The organism is Streptomyces sp. WI03-4A, assembly GCF_033792105.1.
Taxonomy (GTDB): domain Bacteria; phylum Actinomycetota; class Actinomycetes; order Streptomycetales; family Streptomycetaceae; genus Streptomyces; species Streptomyces collinus_A.
On sequence record NZ_JARAUO010000001.1, the window covers coordinates 230,848 to 252,165 of the forward strand.

At 74.6% G+C, this 21,318-nt stretch carries 21 protein-coding genes; 15 read left to right on the forward strand and 6 right to left on the reverse strand.

The features are described from left to right. Positions 1-2 precede the first annotated feature (2 nt). Positions 3-539 (reverse strand): GNAT family N-acetyltransferase, encoded by a 537-nt coding sequence (locus tag PV343_RS01090; RefSeq protein ID WP_319144817.1) that lies wholly within the window; start codon positions 537-539, stop codon positions 3-5. A gap of 71 nt (positions 540-610) precedes the next feature. On the opposite strand from PV343_RS01090, the gene PV343_RS01095 reads away from it, so the two are divergent. Then, positions 611-1,003, forward strand: a complete 393-nt coding sequence (locus tag PV343_RS01095) for a VOC family protein (RefSeq protein WP_319144818.1) — start codon at positions 611-613, stop codon at positions 1,001-1,003. 137 nt (positions 1,004-1,140) lie between these two features. Next, on the forward strand, positions 1,141-1,905 hold the full coding sequence (locus tag PV343_RS01100) for a VOC family protein (RefSeq protein WP_319144819.1): 765 nt from the start codon (positions 1,141-1,143) through the stop codon (positions 1,903-1,905). 107 nt (positions 1,906-2,012) lie between these two features. Here the strand turns inward: PV343_RS01100 and PV343_RS01105 are convergent, their stop codons facing one another. Together PV343_RS01105 and PV343_RS01110 are read right to left on the reverse strand one after the other, a co-directional pair. Then, on the reverse strand, positions 2,013-2,621 hold the full coding sequence (locus PV343_RS01105; RefSeq protein ID WP_319144820.1) for a MarR family winged helix-turn-helix transcriptional regulator: 609 nt from the start codon (positions 2,619-2,621) through the stop codon (positions 2,013-2,015). Beyond that, complete coding sequence (locus tag PV343_RS01110) at positions 2,618-4,282, reverse strand: FUSC family protein (protein ID WP_319144821.1); 1,665 nt, start codon at positions 4,280-4,282, stop codon at positions 2,618-2,620. Before PV343_RS01110 ends, PV343_RS01105 begins: the two co-directional genes overlap by 4 nt. Before the next feature lie 176 nt (positions 4,283-4,458). Between PV343_RS01110 and PV343_RS01115 the strand changes: the two genes are divergently transcribed. The 3 genes from PV343_RS01115 (at position 4,459) to PV343_RS01125 (ending at position 6,953) form a co-directional block, all read left to right on the forward strand. After that, positions 4,459-5,061 carry a DUF5134 domain-containing protein gene (locus PV343_RS01115; RefSeq protein ID WP_319144822.1) on the forward strand — a complete coding sequence of 201 codons (603 nt, stop codon included), beginning with the start codon at positions 4,459-4,461 and terminating at the stop codon, positions 5,059-5,061. 167 nt (positions 5,062-5,228) lie between these two features. Beyond that, entirely contained in the window at positions 5,229-6,173 is a 945-nt protein-coding gene (locus PV343_RS01120; RefSeq protein WP_319144823.1) for a M56 family metallopeptidase, read from the forward strand. A gap of 90 nt (positions 6,174-6,263) precedes the next feature. Next, positions 6,264-6,953, forward strand: coding sequence for an HAD family hydrolase (locus PV343_RS01125; protein WP_319144824.1), 690 nt, complete (start codon positions 6,264-6,266; stop codon positions 6,951-6,953). 60 nt (positions 6,954-7,013) lie between these two features. Here the strand turns inward: PV343_RS01125 and PV343_RS01130 are convergent, their stop codons facing one another. Continuing rightward, positions 7,014-7,262: a DUF2630 family protein gene (locus tag PV343_RS01130; RefSeq protein ID WP_319144825.1), complete on the reverse strand. Its 249-nt coding sequence runs from the start codon at positions 7,260-7,262 to the stop codon at positions 7,014-7,016. A 215-nt stretch (positions 7,263-7,477) separates the two neighbouring features. Between PV343_RS01130 and PV343_RS01135 the strand changes: the two genes are divergently transcribed. The 4 genes from PV343_RS01135 (at position 7,478) to PV343_RS01150 (ending at position 11,759) form a co-directional block, all read left to right on the forward strand. Continuing rightward, positions 7,478-8,143 carry a TetR/AcrR family transcriptional regulator gene (locus PV343_RS01135; protein WP_319144826.1) on the forward strand — a complete coding sequence of 222 codons (666 nt, stop codon included), beginning with the start codon at positions 7,478-7,480 and terminating at the stop codon, positions 8,141-8,143. Between the two features lie 261 nt (positions 8,144-8,404). Further along, complete coding sequence (locus PV343_RS01140) at positions 8,405-9,745, forward strand: FAD-dependent oxidoreductase (RefSeq protein WP_319144827.1); 1,341 nt, start codon at positions 8,405-8,407, stop codon at positions 9,743-9,745. 222 nt (positions 9,746-9,967) lie between these two features. Beyond that, positions 9,968-10,924 (forward strand): polysaccharide lyase family 1 protein, encoded by a 957-nt coding sequence (locus PV343_RS01145; protein WP_319144828.1) that lies wholly within the window; start codon positions 9,968-9,970, stop codon positions 10,922-10,924. 31 nt (positions 10,925-10,955) lie between these two features. Next, positions 10,956-11,759 (forward strand): pectate lyase, encoded by an 804-nt coding sequence (locus PV343_RS01150; RefSeq protein ID WP_319144829.1) that lies wholly within the window; start codon positions 10,956-10,958, stop codon positions 11,757-11,759. A 55-nt stretch (positions 11,760-11,814) separates the two neighbouring features. On the opposite strand, the gene PV343_RS01155 is transcribed toward PV343_RS01150, so the two are convergent. Next, the gene (locus PV343_RS01155) at positions 11,815-12,573 is read right to left on the reverse strand and encodes a PaaX family transcriptional regulator C-terminal domain-containing protein (RefSeq protein ID WP_319144830.1); all 759 of its coding nucleotides are present in this window, start codon (positions 12,571-12,573) and stop codon (positions 11,815-11,817) included. A gap of 100 nt (positions 12,574-12,673) precedes the next feature. Between PV343_RS01155 and PV343_RS01160 the strand changes: the two genes are divergently transcribed. Then, positions 12,674-14,341: an acyl-CoA dehydrogenase family protein gene (locus PV343_RS01160; RefSeq protein WP_319144831.1), complete on the forward strand. Its 1,668-nt coding sequence runs from the start codon at positions 12,674-12,676 to the stop codon at positions 14,339-14,341. 145 nt (positions 14,342-14,486) lie between these two features. Beyond that, positions 14,487-16,460 carry a HEAT repeat domain-containing protein gene (locus PV343_RS01165; RefSeq protein WP_319144832.1) on the forward strand — a complete coding sequence of 658 codons (1,974 nt, stop codon included), beginning with the start codon at positions 14,487-14,489 and terminating at the stop codon, positions 16,458-16,460. A 22-nt stretch (positions 16,461-16,482) separates the two neighbouring features. On the opposite strand, the gene PV343_RS01170 is transcribed toward PV343_RS01165, so the two are convergent. Then, on the reverse strand, positions 16,483-17,061 hold the full coding sequence (locus PV343_RS01170; protein ID WP_133920758.1) for a hypothetical protein: 579 nt from the start codon (positions 17,059-17,061) through the stop codon (positions 16,483-16,485). A gap of 281 nt (positions 17,062-17,342) precedes the next feature. Here PV343_RS01170 and PV343_RS01175 point away from each other — a divergent pair, with 281 nt between their 5' ends. The 4 genes from PV343_RS01175 (at position 17,343) to PV343_RS01190 (ending at position 21,213) form a co-directional block, all read left to right on the forward strand. Next, positions 17,343-18,428, forward strand: coding sequence for an exo-alpha-sialidase (locus PV343_RS01175; protein ID WP_319144833.1), 1,086 nt, complete (start codon positions 17,343-17,345; stop codon positions 18,426-18,428). 73 nt (positions 18,429-18,501) lie between these two features. Next, positions 18,502-19,179 (forward strand): uracil-DNA glycosylase, encoded by a 678-nt coding sequence (locus PV343_RS01180; RefSeq protein ID WP_319144834.1) that lies wholly within the window; start codon positions 18,502-18,504, stop codon positions 19,177-19,179. Further along, complete coding sequence (locus tag PV343_RS01185) at positions 19,176-20,150, forward strand: N-acetylglucosamine kinase (protein ID WP_319144835.1); 975 nt, start codon at positions 19,176-19,178, stop codon at positions 20,148-20,150. Before PV343_RS01180 ends, PV343_RS01185 begins: the two co-directional genes overlap by 4 nt. Positions 20,151-20,292: 142 nt before the next feature. Next, on the forward strand, positions 20,293-21,213 hold the full coding sequence (locus tag PV343_RS01190; RefSeq protein ID WP_319144836.1) for a sirohydrochlorin chelatase: 921 nt from the start codon (positions 20,293-20,295) through the stop codon (positions 21,211-21,213). Positions 21,214-21,318: the final 105 nt, after the last annotated feature.

Here is a 21,318-nt window from a genome sequence, read left to right on the forward strand (position 1 = left end):
CGTCACACCAGCGACTTGACCAGCAGCTCGAACTGGAGGTCGGCGCGCCGCGGGATGCCGAACCGCTCGTCGCCGTACGGGAAGGGCGTCATCTTTCCCGTACGGCGGTAGCCGCGGCGCTCGTACCAGGCGATCAGGTCCTCGCGCACCGAGATCACCGTCATGTGCATCTCGGTGACGCCCCAGGTCTCGCGGGCCTGCCGCTCCGCCTCCGCCATGACGACCTTGCCCAGCCCTGCGCCCTGAAGGGCGGGGCTGACCGCGAACATGCCGAAGTAGGCGTACTCGCCCCGGTGCTCTATCTGACAGCAGGCGACGATCCGGCCGTCCTGCTCGACCGTCAGCAGCCGGCTGCCGGGCGACTTCACGACCTCCAGGACGCCCTCCGGGTCGGTCCGCTGCCCCTCCAGGATGTCCGCCTCGGTGGTCCACCCGGCCCGGCTCGCTTCGCCCCGGTACGCCGACTCGACCAGCGCCACCAGCGCGTCCACGTCCGCGTCGGTGGCGTCTCGGAAGGTCGGTCCGGTGGTGGTGTCCATGAGGTGGTTCTCCGATCTCGGGCGCGGCTGAGCCAGGGAGCAGGGTAACTGTGCCACTAGGCTCCGGATGCATGGTGCACGTACTGAGCAGCCGGACACTTCTGCGTCCCACCGACCCCGAGCGCTCCCGCGCCTTCTACGGGGAGCGGCTCGGCCTCCCTGTCTACCGGGAGTTCGGCACGGGCCCCGAGCGCGGGACCGTCTACTTCCTCGGCGGCGGCTTCCTGGAGGTCTCGGGCCGCTCGGACACCCCGCCGTCCTCCGCGGTGAGCCTGTGGCTCCAGGTACCGGACATGGCCGCCGCCCACGAGGAACTGCTGGCCCGGGAGGTCGACGTCGTCCGGCCACCGGTGCGGGAGCCGTGGGGCCTGATCGAGATGTGGATCGCCGACCCGGACGGCACCCGGATCGTCCTGGTCGAGGTCCCCTCGGACCATCCCCTGCGCTACCGGCCCGGGATCTAGGGACCCGGGCGGGGCGGCGGGCTCCGATGGCCGGTGGGAGCGGGCGGGGCTAGCGTGCCTGGAGGGGGCCGAGGGGCGCCGCCGTACGGAGGGGTGGTGCGCAGCGGGCGCCCCGGCCGTGCCGGAAGGGAGGCCTCATGAAGCTCGACAAGCCGGTGACCGGCGGACCCTGCTGGACCGAGCTGGGTACAGGCGATCTGGAGGGGGCGAAGCGCTTCTACGCGGACCTGTTCGGCTGGCGGCCGGAGACGGACCAGCGGCCGGAGGCGGGCGGTTACACGGTGGCGCACCTGGGGGACGCGGCGGTCGCCGCGCTCAGCCCGCTGTACCAGGAGTCCCAGCCCGTCGCCTGGAACGTGTCGTTCGCCGTACCGGACGCGGACGACGCCGCACGGCGCGTGACGGAGGCCGGGGGCACGGTCGTCGTCGGCCCGATGGACGTCTTCGACGCCGGCCGGTTCGTGGTCGCCTTCGACCCGACGGGCGCCGCGTTCCAGATGTGGCAGGCACGGGCGTTCCCGGGCGCCGGCCTGTTCAACGCGCCCGGCACGCTCGGCTGGGTGGAGCTGGCCACCCGCGCGCCCGAGCGGGCCCGCGACTTCTACACCACGGTCTTCGGCTGGAGCGTCAACGCCTCGCAGTGGTACACGCAATGGGGCATCGAGGGGTCCGACTTCGGCGGCATGGCCGACATGGGCGACCGGTTCCCGCTGGAGGTGCCGCCGCACTGGCTGCCGTACTTCGCGACGGACGACGTGGACGCGGCGGCGGAGGTCGCCCAGCGGGCGGGCGGGGCCGTCGCGGTGCCGCCCGCGTCCGTGCCGGACGGGCCGCGCATCGCCGTGCTGCGGGACCCGCAGGGAGCGTCGTTCGGCGTGTACCGGGCCGGCGAGGAGGGCTGAGCGGGGCGTGGGCTGTCGAGCGGGGCGTGGCGGCGGGAGTCGGCCGGACCCTCGCGAGCGGGGCCCGCTCCCCCCTTCGGCGCGGCCCGGTTTCCCGCGCCCGGCGCTCAGGCGCGCAGGGCGCCCATCCGGCCCTCCAGGCGGCTGAGCAGGTCGGCCAGGAGGACGGCCAGTTCGCCCTGGCCCTCGGGGGCGAGGACGGACAGCACGGCGGTCTCGTAGGCGAGCTGCTCGGGCAGGATGCCGTCCACCAGGTCGCGTCCGGTGTCGGTGAGGCGGAGGTGCGCCACCCGGCGGTCGCGGGTGTCGCCACGCCGCTCGACCAGTCCGCGCTCGGTCAGCTGCTTGATCCGCTTGGTGACCGCGGCGCCGGAGGAGAACGTCTCCCTGGCCAGCTCCCCCGGCGTCAGCTCGTGCCCGGTCCGGCGCAGCGCCCCGAGCAGGTCGAACTCCGCACGGCTGAGACCGGCCCGGCGCAGCGGGGCGTCCTCGGCCTGCTGGAGAAGGGCGGCGCAGCGGTTGATCCGGCCGATGACCTCCATGGGCCCGGTGTCCAGCTCGGGGTGCACGGCCCGCCACTGCCGGACCACGGACGCGACCGTGTCGTGCCGCGCCGCGTCGCTCCCGGCCTCGGGCCCGGGCTCGGGTCGCTCGTCGCGCGCGGCTCCGCCGGTCCCGGTGTCCCTGGCCGTCGGTCGTGCGTTCGTCGCCGTCATGGCCGTGCGTCCTCCGTCGTCCTGCCCGCGTCCTGATCCCGGGGCGCGAGCCCCTGGCGTCGTACCGTCGCCGCGAGCGTACGGTGCCCGGACTGTTCGGCGAGCACGACCCGCTCCTCGGGCAGCGCACGCTGCCACCACTCGCCGGACGCGGCGTCCGCCGTGGCGCGCAGGTCGACCAGGGCGGCCGCGAGGGAACGGCGGGAGGTTTCGAGGGCGCGGGGTTCCGGGTGCGGCTCGGCGAGGAGGCGGGCGGCGCTCTCGCGGGCGCTCTCCACCGCGGTCAGCGCGTGCTCGATCCGGTCGCCGGCCCGCCGGTTGGTGACGGCCACGGCCGCGACGAAGCCGACCAGCGCTCCGACGACGGTGTCGACGACCCGCTCGGTGATCAGCTGCCCGGGGTCCTGGGTGCGGGCGAACTCGGTGATGAGCAGGGCCATGGGCGTGACGCACACGGTGCCGAGCCAGTAGTTGCGGCCGATCAGCGCCTCGGCGCCGAAGTTGAAGGCGAGGCAGCTCAGGACCAGGGCCGCAGGGTGGAGGTGGGTGAGGGGCGCGATCGCGGCGAAGACCAGGACGCCCAGCAGGTTGCCGACGACGCGCTGGACGCCCCGGCGCCAGGTGAGGGTGACGTTGGCCTGGTACAGGGAGGCCGCGGTGACCAGGGCCCAGTAGGGGCGCCCGACGCCGAGGAGCAGGGAGGCGTAGCCGGCGAGCGCGCAGCCGAGCGCGGTGCGCGCGGCGAGGGGCGCGAGCGGGGCGAGCCGCTGCCGGAGGGGGCGGCGCGGGGCGGCCAGTTCGGTGTCCACGCCGAGCAGTTCGTCGGCCGACTCGCGCGGGGAGCCGGCGCTCGGGACGGTACCGGTGCCGCGCAGGTCGCGCGCCCAGGCGCGCAGCCGGTCGGGGTCGGTGTCGGCGGGGGCGGCGAGGGCGACCTCGGCGCGCACCAGGAGCCGTTCGAGAGCGCGCCGGGTGCCGTCGGGGCGGGCTCCGGCGGCCAGCAGGGACTGCCAGCCGGCGTGGATGGCGGCGGCACTCGCCGCCCGGGCCTGGGCGTGGCCGTCGGCGGTGCCGCGGGTGGCGGCGTAGGCGGCGGCCGCGTTCAGGGCCTGCGCGGTGGCGCGGCGCTCGGGGCCGTGGGGGCGGAGCAGTCCGGGTGCCATGCCGACGAGCCAGGCCCAGGCGCCCGCCGCGAGGGCGAGTCCGAGGTGGCCGGGGACCTGGCCGAGGGTCTGCGGCGCGAACAGCGCGGCGGAGCTGATGAAGGTGAGGACGACGTTGCCGGGCGGACCGATGCGGGTGGCGTCGACGGCCGCCTTCTGCGCGGCCGCCATCAGGGCGCCGACGGTGACCAGCACGACGGCGTCGCCGGTGAGCGAGGCGGCGACGAGGGAGACGGCGAGACCGGCGACCATGCCGAGCACCACCCAGGCGAGCGCCCGGGCCCGTGCGGCGTAGGGCCGGTTGTGGCCGTAGAGCGCGCACAGCGAGCCCGCCATCGTGTACATGGCGAGGTCGAGCCGGCCGAGGGCCAGCAGGGCGAGGTTGGGCGGAGCGACCGCGGCCACCACGCTGCAGGCGGGCTTGAACCATATGTCGGAGGGCCGGCCGAGGCGGAGCACACCGGAGAGGGGGAGTCGGAGACGGGTCGCACTGCTCATACCCATCAATTTAACATATGTTTTATTAGTAAAACACCTTGCGGGCTCTCCCTGGGATCTCCCGCTCACCTGCTGTGCTCCCTCGAATGCTCCCCGTGTACTCCCTTGCGCTCGCGTATGCCCCGCCCGTCCTGGGCATCGCATCCTCGTCCGTCCGTCGGGAGGGGGTGGCACGCGTGCACGGTCCGGCCTGGCCGGCCTGGCTGCTGGTCGCGCTGTGTGCGGCGACCGGGGCCTACTGCCTGCTGCGCATGCGCAGCGGGGTGGAGGAACAGCGCCGCGCCGCGGGCGGCGAGGCGCTCATGGGCTTCGGGATGGCCGCGATGGCCGTGCCCGCCACGGTGTTCAGCCCACCGGGGTGGGCGTGGCCGCTGTACGCCGCCGTGTTCGGCGCGGCCGCGCTGCGCGCCGTATGGGCCGCGCGCGCCGGCCCGCACCATCTGCACCACCTCGTGGGAACGGGGGCGATGGTCTATATGTCCCTGACCATGGCGCTCTCCCCCACCGCTCACCACCACGCCCACGCGGGCACGGGCGTGCCGCTCGTGACCGGCGCGCTCCTGCTCTACTTCACCGGCTACGTGCTGCTCTCCGGCGCCCGCCTGGTACCGGTGGCGACGGCGGGCGGGCCGGGAGCCGGTACCGGTGCGGCGGGGGGTGGCAGGGGTTCCGCACCCGGAGGCAGGGCGGCGGTGCGATGGGGCGACCGTCCGGAACTGGCGCGGGCGTGCCGGTTGTCGATGGGCATCGGCATGGTGGCCATGCTGCTGGCGATGTGAGCCGCCCACTTGGCCGGAAGGTGGCGGAGCGGCGGTCGGCGGACGGCAGTCGAGGGGGCGGTGTTCGGCAGTCGACGGGAGTCGGCAGCCGGCGGCGGCGTTGCCTGCGTCACTTCGGCGCCGGTGACCGTACCCGTGGGCGGCTCGTCGCTCATAGGGTGCTGACCATGATGGTCCCCGTGGCACTGCTGCTGCTCGGCACCCTGACCGCCGTCGTCGGCCCGCGGCTGCTCGCCCGGGCCGACTGGCCGGACCGGGAACCGGTGGTGGCCCTGTGGGTGTGGCAGTGCGTGGTGGCGGCCGTGCTGCTGTGCTGCGCGCTGTCGATGACACTCAGCGCGGCGGCGGCCTGGCAGGCGGTGCGCGGGCATCTGTTCGGCACGGCTCCGCGTCCGGTGGTGCAGGCCTACGCCCTCGGCGCGGCGGGCCCCTGGGCGGCGACGACCGCGGTGGCGCTAGCCTGCGGCGGCCTGTGGAGCCTGGCGATGCTGGTCCGCGAGGTCGTACGGGCCCGGGCGCGACGGCACCTGCGACGCACCGAACTCCTGGTCCGGGCCCCGCTGCTGCCGGGCGAGGAGCCGGCCGGCCGCCGGCTGACGGTGCTGGAGGGCGAGCGCTCCGACGCCTGGTGGCTGCCCGGTACGGCGCCCCGGCTCGTCATCACCACGGCGGCTCTGCGCCGCCTCGAAGGGCGCCGGTTGGACGCCTTGCTCGCCCACGAGCAGGGGCACGACCGTGCGCGCCACGACTGGCTGCTGCACTGCTCGGCCGCGCTGGCCGGCGGCTTCCCCCAGGTGCCGGTGTTCGCCGCGTTCCGCGGCGAGATGCACCGGCTGGTCGAGCTGGCCGCCGACGACACGGCCTCCCGGCGCTTCGGCCGGCTGACCACGGCCCTGGCCCTCGTCGAACTCAACGAGGACCGGGGCGTGTTCGGCCCCTGCCCCGCCCCCGAGGCGCACGTCCCACGGCGCGTGCACCGGTTGCTCACACCCCCTGACCGCCTCCCGGCCCTCCACCGCCTGCGCCTGACCGCGGTGGCCGCGCTGGTACCGGTGCTCCCGGTCCTGGTAACCCTCGTACCGGGCCTCCGCGCCATGGGCTGGCCGCACTGACGCCCTGGTCACCAGACGTCGTCCGGCTTACGCTCTCCGGCTTCGACAGCGCGATACCGTGAAGGGATCTCCCCCCGGTAGAGTCCCCGCATGGCTGCCGTGCTCTTCGACTTCTCGGGAACGCTGTTCCGTATCGAGTCCACCCAATCCTGGTTGCGTGCCGTGCTGGCGGCGGCCGGTCTGGCTCTGTCCGAGGCTGAAGTGGCCGAGAAGGCGAAGGCGTTGGAGGTGGCCGGGGCGCTGGCCGGTGGGGCGGACCCGGTCGAGCTGCCGGCGGACCTCGCCGAGGCGTGGGCGGTGCGGGACAAGAGCGCGGCACTGCACCGGGCCGCCTACACCGCCCTGTCGCGGCGCGTGCCGTTGCCCGACGCGGCCCTGCACGACGCGCTGTACGAGCGGCACATGACCCCCGCCGCCTGGGCACCGTACCCGGACACCGCCCACGTGCTGCGCACACTGCGCGAGCGCGGGATCCGCGTGGGCGTGGTCAGCAACATCGGCTGGGACCTGCGCCCGGTCTTCCGCGAGCACGGTCTCGACGCCTGTGTCGACGTCTACACACTGTCGTACGAACACGGCGTGCAGAAGCCGGATCCACGGCTTTTCTCGGCGGCCTGCGCCGAACTGGGTGCCGATCCGCGGGACGTGGTGATGGTCGGCGACAGCAGGGCCGCCGACGGCGGCGCCGCCGCGCTCGGCTGCCGCGTGCACTTCGTGGACCATCTCCCGGTGGCGCAACGGCCGGACGCGCTGCTGCCGGTGCTGGACATGGTGGCCTGACCGCCGCGGCGGCCCCCGGCCGGGCGGTGGAAGCCACGGCCGAGCGGCGGACGCCCCGGCTCAGCCCTGGTAGTCCTCGACCTGGCCCTCCGGCCGCGCCCGCGCCTCGTCCGGGTTCTCCCCGAACTCCGCCTTGGCGCGGCGCCGGCGCAGCAGATCCCAGCACTGGTCGAGTTCGCGTTCCACCTGCCCGAGCCGCTGCTGTTCGGTGTCGCTGTCGATCTCCCCTGCGGCGACCGCCGCCCGGAGACTGCGCTCGTCCTCGACCATCTCCGTGATCCGGTGCAGGATCCGCTGGTCCTGTTCCATGTCGCACGCCTCCTCGGCCGGGCATCCGTGCCCCACTCCAAGGAGGCGGGGACAGGTGTGCGCCAGCTGCGGCGCAACCGCTTGCCAAGCCGCCCGTCCGAGACGATCCCCCGCGTCGCCCCAGACGGACGGCAGCTCTGAGCGGGCCCCGCGCAGGGCGGTGCCACCGCGTTGAGTATAGTTGGCTGGCAGCCAGTCAACGCAGGAGTTACAGGATGTCCCCGCGCAGCGCCTCGGTCAATGAAGAGTTGCGCCGACGTTCCCGGGAGCGGCTGCTGCAGGCCGCGGTGGAGCTCGTCGACGAGCACGGCTTCGAGGCCACCACGCTGGCCGACATCGCCGACCGTGCGGGTTCCGCGCGCGGACTGGTGTCGTACTACTTCCCCGGCAAGCGCCAGTTGGTCCAGTCCGCCGTGCACCGGCTGATGCACCGCACGCTGGAGGAGGCGCTGGAGCGGGAGCCGCGCACCGAGGACGGCCGGGAGCGGCTGGCCCGGGCCATCGACGCGATCCTGGGCCTCGCCCGCGACCGTCCGGTCCTCATGCGGCAGCACATGGCGGGGCTGCTCCAGGCGGAGGGCTTCGTGCAGTGCCCGGAGCAACGGCGACTCTCGGAACTGCTGAGCGACACGGTCGCCCGGTACGGCTCCGCGGACGTGACGGCCGACTACCCCCTGCTGCGCGCCCTGCTGATGGGGGCGGTGTTCTCGGCGCTGGTGCCGGGGGTGCCGATGCCCGTCCCGGTGCTGCGCGCCGAACTCTTCAAGCGCTACGGCCTCGACTGGGAGCGGGGCGCCCCGCCGGGCAGCGACGCGGACGCCGAGGGCTGCCGTGAGCACGACCTCTCCCGGTTCTTCGCGACCGAGGAGCGCGGCGAGTAGCCGAGCCGGGCGAGTAGCCGGCGGGGCGAGCCGCCGCTCGGCCACGGCGGGTGGCCGGGCCGGTCCGTGGCCCTCGGAACACGCGAGGGCCACCTGCCCACGCACGGCGATACCGCACCCGGCTCGTCGCACGGGCCCCCGGCCGGCCCCGACGCCCGGATGCGCGCCCGCGTCACCCCGCCGGCCCCTGCCGCCCGCGCCTCCGCGGTGCCATGCTGGAACCGTCCGCACACCCTCCTCCTTCGGGCAAGGAGTACCGCCGTGCTGCGTGTCGCCGTCGTCGGATCCGGGCCGAGCGGGTGTTACATCGCCCAGACCCTGGTACAGCTCGACCCCGAGGTGCGGGTGGACGTGCTCGACCGGCTGCCGTGCCCGTACGGCCTGGTGCGCTACGGTGTCGCCCCGGACCACGAGAAGATCAAGTCCCTCCAGGGGAACCTGCGCACGGTGCTGGAGCACGAGCGCGTCCGCTTCCTCGGCGGGGTCAGGGTGGCCGGGCCCGGCGGGCTGTCGGTGGCCCGGCTGCGGAGCCTGTACCACGCGGTGGTCTACTGCGTGGGCGCCGCCGCTGACCGGCACCTCGGCATTCCCGGCGAGGAGCTGCCGGGCAGCTGGTCGGCGACCGAGTTCGTGTCCTGGTACAGCGCGCACCCGGACGCCGTCGACGCCGGCTTCGTGCGCGGTGTCCGGTCGGCGGTGGTGATCGGCGTGGGCAACGTGGCCGTGGACGTCACCCGGATGCTGGTGCGCGGCGCCGGGGAGCTGCGCCCGACGGACATGCCGCAGGCGGCGCTGGACACACTGGCGGCGAGCGGGGTCGCCGAGGTCCACATGGTCGGCCGGCGTGGTCCTTCGCAGGCGCGCTTCACCACCAAGGAGCTGCGCGAGCTGGGCGGCCTGCCCGGCACCGAAGTCGTCGTGGACGCGGCCGAGTTGACGCTGGACCCGGCTTGCGCCGACGCCGCCGCGCTGCCCGCCGTGCAGCGCCGGAACGTGGAGGCCATGCGCGGCTGGACCGCCGTCGAACCGCTGAGCCCCGGGCGCCGGATCCGGCTGCGGTTCTTCCTGCGGCCCGTGGAAGTGCTGGCGGACGGCGGCCGGGTGGGCGGTGTGCGCTTCGAGCGGACGGCGCCGGATGGGCACGGCGGCGTGACGGGCACCGGACGGTACGAGGACGTGCCGGCACAGCTGGTGCTGCGCTCGGTGGGCTATCGCGGAGTCCCCCTGGAGGGGCTGCCGTTCGACCCCGGGAACGGGACCGTGCCGCACCGGGAGGGCCGGGTGCTGCGCGACGGCGTCACCTCGCCGGGCGAGTACGTCGCCGGATGGATCAAGCGCGGCCCGACGGGTGTCATCGGCACCAACCGGCCGTGCGCCAAGGAGACGGCGACCGCCCTCCTCGCGGACGCGCCCGCGCTCGCGCGTACCGAGGTGCCGGAGGACGCGCTCCCCGCGCTGCGGGCGGCGGGCCTCGAACCGGTGCCGTGGGCGGGCTGGCAGGCGATCGAGCGCGCCGAGGCCGAACTGGGTGCCCGGCTGGGCCGCGGCGTGGTCAAACTGGCCGACTGGGACACCTTGATGGGCGCGGCGCGGACCGCCTAGCCGATCCCCGACCCGCCTCGGCCCGCCCCCGTCACTGACCGAAAACCGTGCTGCGCGGAGCGTTGACCAGAAAGCGCTTTCCCTTTACGGTCCCGTTCATCAGCGTGACCGTGGGCCACCGAAATCCCCGCTCACACCACCCTGATCCCGCAAGTGCGTTCCACATGGTGTACGTCGTTCACGTACACATTCCATAGCCCCCACTTGAAGGGACGCCCCCTCATGCGAACGCAACGACTCATCGGATCGGCGGCCGCCGCCGTGGCGCTGGGCACCGCCGCCGCGCTCGCGCTGCCGCAGACGGCCGGGGCCACCGACTCCTCACCCGTCGGCTTCGGCGCCGGGACGACCGGCGGCGGCGGCGCGAGCGCCGTGACCGTCTCCACCCCGGACGCCTTCAAGGCGGCCGTCACCGGCGGTACCGCGAAGGTGGTCAAGGTCAACGGCCTGATCACACTGAGCGGTCAGGTCGACGTCGGCTCCAACACCACCGTGCTGGGCGTCGGTTCGTCGTCCGGTTTCACCGGCGGCGGACTGCGCCTGAAGAAGGTCACCAACGTCGTCCTGCGCAACCTCGTGATCAGCAAGGCCGCCAAGACCGACGCGATCACCGTCCAGTCCTCGACGAAGGTGTGGATCGACCACAACTCCCTCTCGTCCGACCGCGACCACGGGAAGGACTACTACGACGGTCTGCTCGACATCACGCACGCGTCCGACTTCGTCACGGTCTCGTGGAACACCTTCAAGGACCACTACAAGGGTTCGCTCGTCGGCCACAGCGACAGCAACGCGAGCGAGGACACCGGGCACCTGCGGGTGACGTACCACCACAACTGGTTCTACAACGTCAACTCCCGGGTCCCCAGTCTGCGTTTCGGCACCGGGCACTTCTACGACAACTACGTCGTCGGCGCCGAGACCGCCGTGCACTCGCGGATGGGCGCGCAGATGCTGGTCGAGAACAACGTCTTCCGCGACACCCAGGTCGCGGTGACCACCAGCCGCGACAGCGACGTGGACGGCTATGCCAACCTGCGCGGCAACGACCTCGGCGGAGCCGCCACCGAGGTCTCGCGGACCGGCACCTTCACCAGCCCGCCCTACGGCTACACCGCCGAGCCGGCGTCCGGCGTCGCCGCCTCGGTGACCGCCGGCGCGGGCACCGGACGGATCTGACCATCCCCACACCGAGGAAGGCATTCGGGACATGACCTCACGAGCACCCGCGCGCACCGGTTCCGGGCGCGCCCTGCTGGGCGGACTCGCCGCGGCCGGGCTTGTACTTGGCATGATCATGACATCAAGCGGACCGGCGGGCGCGGCCACCTGGCCCACGGCCAACGGCAGCCAGGCGGTCTCCGCCACCATCTCGCTGTCCGGCACCAAGGACTACGGGATGAAGCGCCTGTACGGTACCGGCGACCTCGGCACCGACGGGCAGAGCGAGAGCCAGGACCCGATCCTGGAACTGGCCCCCGGGACGGTGCTGAAGAACGTGATCATCGGCGCCCCGGCCGCCGACGGCATCCACTGTCTGGGCGGCTGCACACTGCAGAACGTGTGGTGGGAGGACGTCGGCGAGGACGCGGCCACCTTCCTCGGCTCCTCCTCGTCCAACGTCTACACCGTGACCGGCGGCGGGGCGAAGGAGGCCGGCGACAAGGTGTTCCAGTTCAACGGCGCCGGGACGCTCGACGTGTCCGGCTTCGCGGTGAAGAACTTCGGCAAACTGGTCCGCTCGTGCGGCAACTGCAAGACGCAGTACAAGCGGACGATCAACCTCAGCGGCATCGAGGCGACGTACAAGGGCTCCGCGCTCGTCGGCATCAACACCAACTACGGCGACAGCGCGACCCTGCGGAACATCACCGTCGTCGGGGACAGCGGCAAGAAGATCGTTCCCTGCCAGAAGTACATCGGCAACAACACGGGCGCCGAGCCGTCCAAGAACGGCACCGGCCCGGACAGCACGTACTGCAAGTACGCGTCCTCGGACATCACCTACAAGTAGGCGGCAGCGGGCCGCCGTCCCTCGCGGGCGGCGGCCCACCGGTGTCCGCGGCCGCTCACGCCTCCTGCCCCCGGGCCCCCAGGGAGACCGCCAGTTCCCGCTGGTAGCCGGCGTAGGCCGTGCGCAGCTCCTCCCCCGGCCAGTCGGCGGGCAGCAGTCCGGCCGGCAGCACCGGATCGGTGAGCAGGTGACGTACGACCGCGGCGAAGGCGGCGAGGCGGGCGGCCGGCCGGCCGGCGCCCTCCGCCTCGGCGAGCAGGGCCCGGGCGGTGGCCGCCCACGCGTCCAGCGGCCACAGCCGGGCGACCTGCTCGTGCGCGGACCCTTCAGGGCGGGCGGTGTAGGACAGGGCGACGCGCGCGAGGCCGGCCGGCAGCGGCCTGAGCAGGTTGGCCGGACGCAGCCAGACACCCTCGCGGAGTTCGGCCAGCCGCAGGGCGGTCAACCGGGCCCGCAGCTCGGCTCGTTCCGCGGGGCCGCGGCCGGTCGCCGTGATCACCACCATGTCCCAGTCGCCGTCCCACGCGCGCGTGCGGGGCCGCAGCGCCTCGTCCTGGCGGAGCTGCCGGGCCAGCAACCGGTCGCTGAGCCCGTAGACCGCGTCCGTACGGCGCAGGTCCCCCGCGGCCGTCATGCGGCTCAGCGCGGCCCGCAGGGTGGAGCCGCCGACGCCGAACGGCTCCACCAGCCGGACCAGGTCCCGCACCGGCAGCTCGGGCGGGTGCACGCCCAGCAGGAGGCTGAGCACGACCGACCGCGCGGACAGCGGCCGCGGCCCCGTCCGGCCCGGCTCCACCGGCACGTTCATGCGCATGGGCACCCACTGTACGTGCGCCCCGGATCCGTCCGGCGTCGCATGTTCCGGCATGTATTGCATCGTTGCTACAGCCGCAGAATGAGTGCAACATGAGCCCATGGTCTCGACACCCGCGCAGTCGGCGCCCCAGCCGCAGTACGCCACCCACGACGTCACCAACCAGGCCCCGCCCCTGGCCCCGTACGACGCCTCCGACGACCGGGCCCTGCTGGAAGGGCTGCGCCGGGAGGGCGCCGGATGGGCCGAGGACGACCTCCGGCGGCTCGGGCTGCGGGCCGGCAGCGAGGAGGCCCAGGAGTGGGGCGAGCTGGCCAACCGGCACGAGCCGGAGCTGCGCACCCACGACCGGTACGGCCACCGGATCGACGAGGTCGAGTTCCACCCGAGCTGGCACCACCTGATGCGGACCGCGGTCGCCGAGGGACTGGCCGGTGCCCCGTGGGCGGACGACAGGACCGGCGCGCACGTGGCGCGCACGGCGGGCGGGCTCGTCTGGGGGCACACGGAGGCCGGACACGGCTGCCCGACGTCCATGACGTACGCCGCCGTCCCCGCGCTGCGCGCCCAGCCGGATCTCGCCAAGGTCTACGAACCGCTGCTGACCAGCCGCGCGTACGAACCCGGGTTGCGGGTGCCCACCGAGAAGCCGGGCCTCCTCGCCGGCATGGGCATGACCGAGAAGCAGGGCGGTTCCGACGTCCGGACGAACACCACCACCGCGACGCCGACCGGCGAGCCCGGTGTGTACACGCTGCGCGGGCACAAGTGGTTCACGTCGGCGCCGATGTGCGACGTCTTCCTGGTGCTCGCGCAGGCCCCCGGCGGGCTGTCGTGCTTCCTCGTGCCCCGGATCCTGCCCGACGGCAGCCGCAACACCTTCCGCGTCCAGCGGCTGAAGGACAAGCTCGGCAACCGCTCCAACGCCTCCTCCGAGCCCGAGTTCGACCGGACGGTGGCCTGGCTGGTCGGACCCGAGGGGCGGGGCGTGAAGACCATCATCGAGATGGTCAACTGCACCCGTCTCGACTGCGTGATGTCCTCGGCGACCCTGATGCGCAAGACGCTCGTCGAGGCGGGTCACCACGCGCGCCACCGCAGCGCGTTCGGCGCGCGGCTCTTCGACCAGCCGCTGATGCGTAACGTACTGGCCGATCTCGCGCTGGAGTCGGAGGCCGCGACGACGCTCACGCTGCGGCTGGCCGGGGCGGCGGACCGGGCCGTGCGCGGCGACGCCGGGGAGCGGGCCTTCCGGCGGATCGCCACCGCCGTGGGCAAGTACTGGGTCACCAAGCGGGGCCCTGCGTTCACCGCGGAGGCGCTGGAATGCCTGGGTGGCAACGGGTACGTGGAGGACTCCGGCATGCCCCGCCACTACCGGGAGGCGCCGCTGCTGTCCATCTGGGAGGGCTCGGGCAACGTCAACGCCCTGGACGTGCTGCGCGCCCTGGGCCGGGAACCGGACACCGCCGAGGCCCTGTTCGCCGAACTCGCCCTCGCGCGCGGGGCGGACGCCCGCCTGGACACGGCCGTGGCCGGCCTGAAGGACCAGCTGGCCGGAACCGACCAGAGCGGCGCCCGCCGGCTGGTCGAGCGGATGGCCCTCGCCCTCCAGGCCTCACTGCTGGTCCGGCACGCCCCGCACCCGGTCGCGGACGCCTTCTGCGCGAGCCGGCTCGCGGGCGACTGGGGGCACGCGTTCGGCACGCTGTCCTCGGGAACGGACCTCGACGCCATTCTGGAGCGGGCCCTCCCCGGCCGGAAGTGACCCCTCTGTCCGGCCACCGGGCCCGAGCGCGCCCGGTGGCCGGTGACAGCCGACGGATCGCACACAGTCAGCGCGCGGTTCCGTTTCGTTGTCAGTGCCGTGGTGCACACTCGCGATCAGGTGGCACTCGTCTGGGGAGGACAACGTGTTCACGGGGATCGACGAGGTCGACTGGGCCTCGCTGCGGCACGCGCACGGCAGCGCGGAGGACGTGCCCGCATGGTTGCGGCAGCTGGCCTCCTGCGACGCCGCCGAGCGGCACAGCGCGCTGGACGGCATGTACGGCGCGGTGCACCACCAGGGGAACGTGTACGACTCGACTTTGGCCTGCGTTCCCTTCCTGTGCTCGATCGCGGTCCGCGAGGCGGTGCCGGACCGCGGCTGCATCGTCGAACTACTGGTCAGACTGGGGTCGGAGAGCGGGGACGCACGCGCGCGTGAGGCCGTGGGCGCCCACGCCGAGGTCTTCGTCTCCCTGCTCGCGGACCCGGACCCGGGGGTGCGCCGCGCGGCGGCCGGGGCGGTCGTCCGGTTCGTCCACGGCCCGGCCCGGGTCCTGGAGCTGCTGCGCCGGCGGATCCCGGTCGAGCGGGACGAGCGGGTCCGGCTCGCGCTGACCGAGGCACTCGGCCTCTTCGCCCGCAGATACCCGGCGCACACGGCCGCGGTGGACCTGCTGACCGCGCAGAGCGCCCCGCCGCACGACCCGGGGCAACGGCTGGCGGCTCTCGGACAGCTCGCGCTCGTGGCCCCCGAGCGGCTCCCGGCCGACCTGGTGCCCACGGCCGTACGGCTGCTGCGGGACCGGTCGGCCCGCCAGGACCGGTCCCCGCACCGGACGCGCCCCGACAGCCTCGTGGGCCGGATACGGCGACTGCGACCCTCCGACGAGGAGGGCGCCCGGCTGCTGCGCACCCTGCACACCGCGCTCGGCGACCGGACCGCCGACCGGACCGCCCTGCTCGACGGGCAGTTGCGCAGCCCGGACCCGGTGGACCGGTGCAACGCCGTGTGCATGGCGGCCGGGCTGTTCCGCGGCTGGCGAGGCGACCACGCGGGTCCGGTGGCCCTGATCGGCGCCCAACTGGGCACCGACCAGGACCGATTACGCGACGTGGCGGTGTCGGCCCTGGCGGAGCTGTTCGCCCTGGCCGCGCCCGCCGCGGACGACCTCCACGCACTGGTGACCGCCCGGCCCGACCTGTGGACCCGCCGCTGGGAACGCGGCTCGGCCACCCTCGGCGCCCCGCTGAAGGCCCTCTGCAGGAGCGGCGACCCACGGGCCCTGCCGGTCCTGTCCCACCTGCTCGCCGGCCCGCTCCCGCCGGCCGGCCTGGGGTACGAGATCGCGCACCTGGGACCGGCCGCGGCACCGCTGGCCTCCGCACTGCGCCACCGGCTCGGCCGGATCCCCCTCGACTCCCCCGACGCCGGCACCCGCGCCGCCCCGCTGCTGGCGGCGCTCAGGGCCATCGGTGACCCCGACGCCGCGCCCGAGGTGCTGCGCCTGCTGTCCGGTACCCCGGCCGGCCAGGGGCCCCGGGGCACCGTCGCCGGACCGGCCATCGAGACCTTGGACGCCCTCGGGGCCACCGCGCAGGCGGCACCGGCGCTGCGCGCGCAGCTGGGCTCCCGGCACGCGGCCGCCGCCGCGGGCGCCCTGTGGTCGGCGGACGGCGACGCCTCCGTCGTTCTGCCCATTCTGCTGCGGGAGCTGACGGAAGGTGAGCCGGTCGGCCGCGCCCAGGCCGCCCGGCAGCTGGGCAGACTCGGTCCGGCCGCCCGCTCCGCCCTGCCGGAGCTGGGCCGGGCGGCCCGTTCGGGACCGGTGCGGCTGCGGCTGTCGGCCGCGTGCGCGCTGTGGCACATCGGCCGGGACCCGGAACCCGTGCTGCCGGTGCTCCGGACCGCCTGGTCACGGCACCCGCGCGGGCGGGCCGCCGTCGCCCGGTGCCTCGCCGCCATGGGCCCGGCGGCCGGGCCCCTGCGCGACCTCGTGGCCGCGGAACTGGCCGACCCCCGGCGCCTCATGGCGCGCGAGGGCGGCTACGGCGGCCATGCCATCCCGGAGGACGAGGCGCTGCTCAGAGCCTGCCGGGAGGTCCTGGAGGGGCTGTAGCCCCCTGGACCCGCCGGGCGGCTCAGCCGGCCGTCCGGCCCCACTGCGGGCCGAGCCGGGCCCACTCGGCGTCCCAGCGGTCCATGCGGCGGCGCTCCAGGCGGCCGCGCAGGACGAGCCCGCCGACGAAGGGCACGGCCGCGGCGCTCAGCCCGACCAGGCCGCCCGTCAGGGTGGCCCGGAGGGTGGCCTCGGAGGCGGTGGTGGGCCGGGTGACCAGGTGCCCCCGCTGGTCCGTCCAGACGGTGACCGGGGTCCCGGCCTTGCTGCCCGGCGCCACCCGGGCCTGGCCGGAGTGCGCCGCACCGTCCGCGCCGGCCCAGCGCACCTCGGCCCAGACCCGCTCGGCGTCGGCGCTCTCCGCGGTGGCCCTGCCCGGTGCCTTCGCGACGACGTGGGCGACGGTGGGGTGCCAGGCGGCACGCTCCCGGGCCAGTCCGTGCTCCACCGAGCGGGCCGCCACGAGGCCCGCCAGCACACCGGCCACCACGGTCAGCAGCCAGGCGGCGAGCACCACCCATGCCTCGACCACGTCGGCCCGGCGCCTGAGCGGATTGCGCCGCCAGCGCCACAGCCACACCTTGGGACCACGGAACGCCATCAAAGGCATCCTCCTCACGAGCGCACCGACAGGCCGGACCGACCTCCCATACGGGCGGGGCCGGTCCCTTGCTCACGACGAGCCGTCCCACCGACGGTCGCACGAGACACCCCTTTCGCGCAGGCACATGCCGCAACGGACCTCGCCGGTCTCCGCAAGGGGCCGTCCGCACCGCGCCGACCTGCGGCGACGCGTGTCCTCGGGCCGACTGTCAGTGGCGGGGTGCAGACTGGCCGATATCTGACGACGACCTGGACGAAGACGTCCCGGAGGTGATCGGCATGACCGAGGTCCTGCTCGCCGTGGGCACCCGAAAAGGCCTGTTCATCGGGCGGCGCCGGGGCGGCGCCTGGGAGTTCGACGACCGCCCCTGCTTCAACGCCCAGGCGATCTACTCGGTCGCCGTCGACACCCGCGGCGGCACGACCAGGCTGCTCGCGGGCGGTGACAGCGCGCACTGGGGCCCGTCGGTGTTCCACTCCGACGACCTGGGCCGCACCTGGACCGAGCCCGCCCGGCCCGCGGTCAAGTTCCCCAAGGACACCGGGGCTTCCCTGGAGCGGGTCTGGCAGCTGCACCCGGCCGCCGCCGAGCCGGACGTGGTGTACGCGGGCACGGAACCGGCCGCGCTGTACCGCTCGGAGGACCGCGGGGAGAGCTTCGAGCTGGTGCGCCCCCTGTGGGAGCACCCGACCCGCTCCCGCTGGGTGCCGGGCGGCGGCGGTGAGGGGCTGCACACCGTGCTCACCGACGCACGCGACCCACGCTCGGTGACGGTGGCCGTCTCCACCGCCGGGGTGTTCCGCACCGTGGACGGCGGGGCGAGCTGGTCGCCGTCCAACTCCGGGGTCTCCGCGGTGTTCCTGCCGGACCCGAGCCCGGAGTTCGGCCAGTGCGTGCACAAGGTCGTCCGGGACGCGGCCGACCCGGACCGGCTGTACCTGCAGAACCACTGGGGCGTGTACCGCAGCGACGACGCGGGCGCGCAGTGGACCGACATCGGCGCGGGCCTGCCGTCGACCTTCGGTTTCGCGGTGGCCGCCCATCCGCACCGCGGCGACACCGCGTACGTCTTCCCGATCAACGCCGACGCCGACCGGGTGCCCGCCGACCACCGCTGCCGGGTCTTCCGCACCCAGGACGCGGGCAAGAGCTGGGAGCCGCTGTCGTCGGGGCTGCCGCAGGAGGACCACTACGGCACGGTGCTGCGGGACGCCCTGTGCACCGACGACGCCGACCCGGCGGGCGTGTACTTCGGCAACCGCAACGGCGAGGTCTTCGCGTCGGCCGACGACGGCGACAGCTGGCGGCAGCTCGCCTCCCACCTGCCGGACGTGCTGTGCGTGCGGGCCGCGGTGATCGGATGAGTCCGGCGGGGGGACCTGACGGCCTTGGCCACCGGTTGATCCCCGCTGCCCGTACGGCAGTAGGGTGACGCCCGTGGCACCACGACCCTTGCATGAAATCGTCGAACCGGGCTGGGCGAAGGCCCTGGAACCCGTCGCCGGGCGGATCGCCGAGATGGGCGACTTCCTGCGCGCGGAGATCGCCGCCGGACGCACCTACCTGCCCGCCGGAGCGCATGTGCTGCGCGCCTTCCAGCAGCCCTTCGACGAGGTGCGGGTCCTGATCGTCGGTCAGGACCCGTATCCCACCCCGGGACACGCGGTGGGACTGTCCTTCTCGGTCGCGCCCGAGGTACGCCCGCTGCCGCCGAGCCTGATCAACATCTTCCGGGAGCTGCACGCCGACCTGGGGCTGCCGCAGCCGTCCACCGGCGACCTCACCCCGTGGACCCAGCAGGGCGTGCTGCTGCTCAACAGGGCGCTGACCACGGCACCGCGCAGTCCCGCCGCCCACCGCGGCAAGGGCTGGGAGGAGGTCACCGAGCAGGCGATCCGGGCGCTGGCCGCGCGCGGCAAGCCCCTGGTGTCCATCCTGTGGGGCCGCGACGCCCGCAATCTGCGCCCGCTGCTGGGCCGGCTGCCCGCCGTGGAGTCCGCGCACCCCTCGCCCATGTCGGCCGACCGCGGCTTCTTCGGGTCGCGGCCGTTCAGCCGGGCCAACGACCTGCTGATCGAGCAGGGCGGACAGCCGGTGGACTGGCGTCTGCCGTGACCGCCCCCGGCTATCTGGCCGTGGACTCCGGCGGCTCCGGTCTGCGGGTCGCGGTCGGGGTTCCCGGCCGCCCGCCGACGGCCTCCGGGGAGACGCGGGAGCCGGTCCGCACCGGCGCCCGGGGCATCGACCCCGACCACCTGATGGCGCAACTGCTGCCCCTGGCCAAGGCGTTGACCGAACGGGCCGGGGTCGACGAGCTGGGCACGGCCGTCGTCGGCGCCGCCGGGTTCGCCAGCCTGGGCGACGCCCTGCGCGCCGAACTGCCCGGCGCGCTCGAGCGAGAGCTGGGTACGCGTGCGGTGGCACTCGCGGCCGACGCGGTGACGGCCTACGTGGGCGCCCTGGGGCCCCGTCCGGGCGCCGTCGTCGCCGCGGGCACCGGTCTCATCGCCCTCGGCACCGATCTGACCGGCTGGCGTCGGGCGGACGGCTGGGGACATCTGCTGGGCGACTGCGGTGGCGGTGCCTGGATCGGGCGGGCCGGTCTGGAGGCGGCGCTGCGCGCCCACGACGGCCGGGACGGCGGCTCGACGGCTCTACTGGCGGCCGCCGAGGAGCAGTTCGGGCCGGTACGGGAACTGCCCGGCCGGCTCTACCCGCGCACCGACCGCCCCGCGATGCTGGCCTCCTTCGCACCCCGGGTCGCCGAGCAAGCCCCGCACGACCCGGTCGCCGCCGCGATCCTGCGCGCGGCCGCGCGGAACATGGCCGAGTCCGCCGCTGCGGTGTGCCCGGCGTCCGGTGCGCCCGAAGTGGCGTTCACCGGCGGTCTCCTCCGGCTGGGCGACCCGCTGCTCGTGCCGTTGCGCGAGGAGGTGGCCGACCGGCTGCCGCACGCCCGTGCGGTGCGGGCCGAGGGCGATCCGCTGCACGGATGTGTCCGGATCGCGACCGAGCTGGCGGCCGGACGGCTCGCTCTGCCGGGTGAGCCGGCCCTGCTCTACGTGGCCCCCGCAAAAGGGGATTGATCCCCTTCATCGCGCATGTGCCCGGCAAGTGCCCGGAACATGTGACAAGCGGGCGTAACTCATCAGACAAAACCGGACGGATACCGCTCACCTGCACCCTCCCCGAACAGGGGAGCCCAGGAAACAAGTAACATGCGGCGCCATGAGCTCCCCCACTGGGCCCGCGTCCGGCCTGCCAGTACGAATGCCGCGACCCCGCCAGCCCGGACGGCACCGCCGACCGGAACCGCTGGTGGCTCCCGAGGGCGCGCCCGCGCTCGTCCTCGCGGTGCCCGGCGCGCCCAGCGCCGCCACGCGCAGCCTCGCCGAGGAGGTCGTGAGCATCGCCCGCTCCGAGCTGCCCGGCCTGGATGCCCGGATCGGGTTCGTGGACGGGGACGACGCCGAGTTCCCCACCCTGCGGGCCGTGCTGACCCGCGCCGCCGAGGAGCGCTCCGCCCGCTTCGAGCAGGCCGTCGCCGCCGGTCTCGAGGTCAAGGAGCCGGACGGCCCCGTCGCGGTCGTCGTCCCGCTGCTGGCCGGCCCGGACAGCGCGCTGCTGCGCCAGATCCGCCAGTCGGTGATGGACAGCCGGGTCGCCGCCGACCTCACCGACGTCCTCGGCCCGCACCCGCTGCTCGCCGAGGCTCTGCACGTGCGCCTGTCCGAGGCGGGCCTGGCCCGTGCCGACCGCGCCCGGCTGTTCACGGTGGCCACCGCCGCCGACGGCATCATCCTGGCCTCCGTGGGCGGCGAGGAGGCCGTGCAGGCGGCCGGGATCACCGGCATGCTGCTCGCCGCGCGCCTGGCCGTGCCGGTGATGGCTGCGGCCCTTGACCAGGAGGGTTCGATCTCCTCGGTCGCCGAGCAGCTGCGTGCCTCGGGCTCGCAGCAGCTGGCCCTCGCCCCGTACCTGGTCGGCCCGGAGATCGACCCGGCGCTGTCGGCGGCGGCCGCCGAGGAGGCGGGCTGCGCCATGGCCGAGCCGCTGGGCGCCTACCCGGCGATCGGCAAGCTCGCGCTCGCCAAGTACACGACCGCCCTGGGCATCGCCCCGCAGCCGCAGGGGACCCCGGTCCGCTGACGCCGACGGCACCCGCACGACGCAGGGCCCGCTCCAGCCACCGGAGCGGGCCCTCGGCCGTTCGTGGGGCGGGCCCCGCTGGTGGTACGGGGCCGCCCCGTCGCT

Excerpts from the sequence above, each read along its gene's own strand:
- PV343_RS01175 (WP_319144833.1), top strand. The coding sequence starts at position 17,343 with ATGACCGAGGTCCTGCTCGCCGTGGGCACCCGAAAAGGCCTGTTCATC.
- PV343_RS01095 (WP_319144818.1), top strand. The coding sequence starts at position 611 with ATGGTGCACGTACTGAGCAGCCGGACACTTCTGCGTCCCACCGACCCC.
- PV343_RS01120 (WP_319144823.1), top strand. The coding sequence starts at position 5,229 with ATGATGGTCCCCGTGGCACTGCTGCTGCTCGGCACCCTGACCGCCGTC.
- PV343_RS01135 (WP_319144826.1), top strand. The coding sequence starts at position 7,478 with ATGTCCCCGCGCAGCGCCTCGGTCAATGAAGAGTTGCGCCGACGTTCC.
- PV343_RS01130 (WP_319144825.1), bottom strand. The coding sequence starts at position 7,262 with ATGGAACAGGACCAGCGGATCCTGCACCGGATCACGGAGATGGTCGAG.
- PV343_RS01190 (WP_319144836.1), top strand. The coding sequence starts at position 20,293 with ATGAGCTCCCCCACTGGGCCCGCGTCCGGCCTGCCAGTACGAATGCCG.
- PV343_RS01160 (WP_319144831.1), top strand. The coding sequence starts at position 12,674 with ATGGTCTCGACACCCGCGCAGTCGGCGCCCCAGCCGCAGTACGCCACC.
- PV343_RS01110 (WP_319144821.1), bottom strand. The coding sequence starts at position 4,282 with ATGAGCAGTGCGACCCGTCTCCGACTCCCCCTCTCCGGTGTGCTCCGC.
- PV343_RS01155 (WP_319144830.1), bottom strand. The coding sequence starts at position 12,573 with ATGCGCATGAACGTGCCGGTGGAGCCGGGCCGGACGGGGCCGCGGCCG.
- PV343_RS01125 (WP_319144824.1), top strand. The coding sequence starts at position 6,264 with ATGGCTGCCGTGCTCTTCGACTTCTCGGGAACGCTGTTCCGTATCGAG.
- PV343_RS01145 (WP_319144828.1), top strand. The coding sequence starts at position 9,968 with ATGCGAACGCAACGACTCATCGGATCGGCGGCCGCCGCCGTGGCGCTG.
- PV343_RS01090 (WP_319144817.1), bottom strand. The coding sequence starts at position 539 with ATGGACACCACCACCGGACCGACCTTCCGAGACGCCACCGACGCGGAC.
- PV343_RS01105 (WP_319144820.1), bottom strand. The coding sequence starts at position 2,621 with ATGACGGCGACGAACGCACGACCGACGGCCAGGGACACCGGGACCGGC.
- PV343_RS01170 (WP_133920758.1), bottom strand. The coding sequence starts at position 17,061 with ATGGCGTTCCGTGGTCCCAAGGTGTGGCTGTGGCGCTGGCGGCGCAAT.
- PV343_RS01100 (WP_319144819.1), top strand. The coding sequence starts at position 1,141 with ATGAAGCTCGACAAGCCGGTGACCGGCGGACCCTGCTGGACCGAGCTG.
- PV343_RS01150 (WP_319144829.1), top strand. The coding sequence starts at position 10,956 with ATGACCTCACGAGCACCCGCGCGCACCGGTTCCGGGCGCGCCCTGCTG.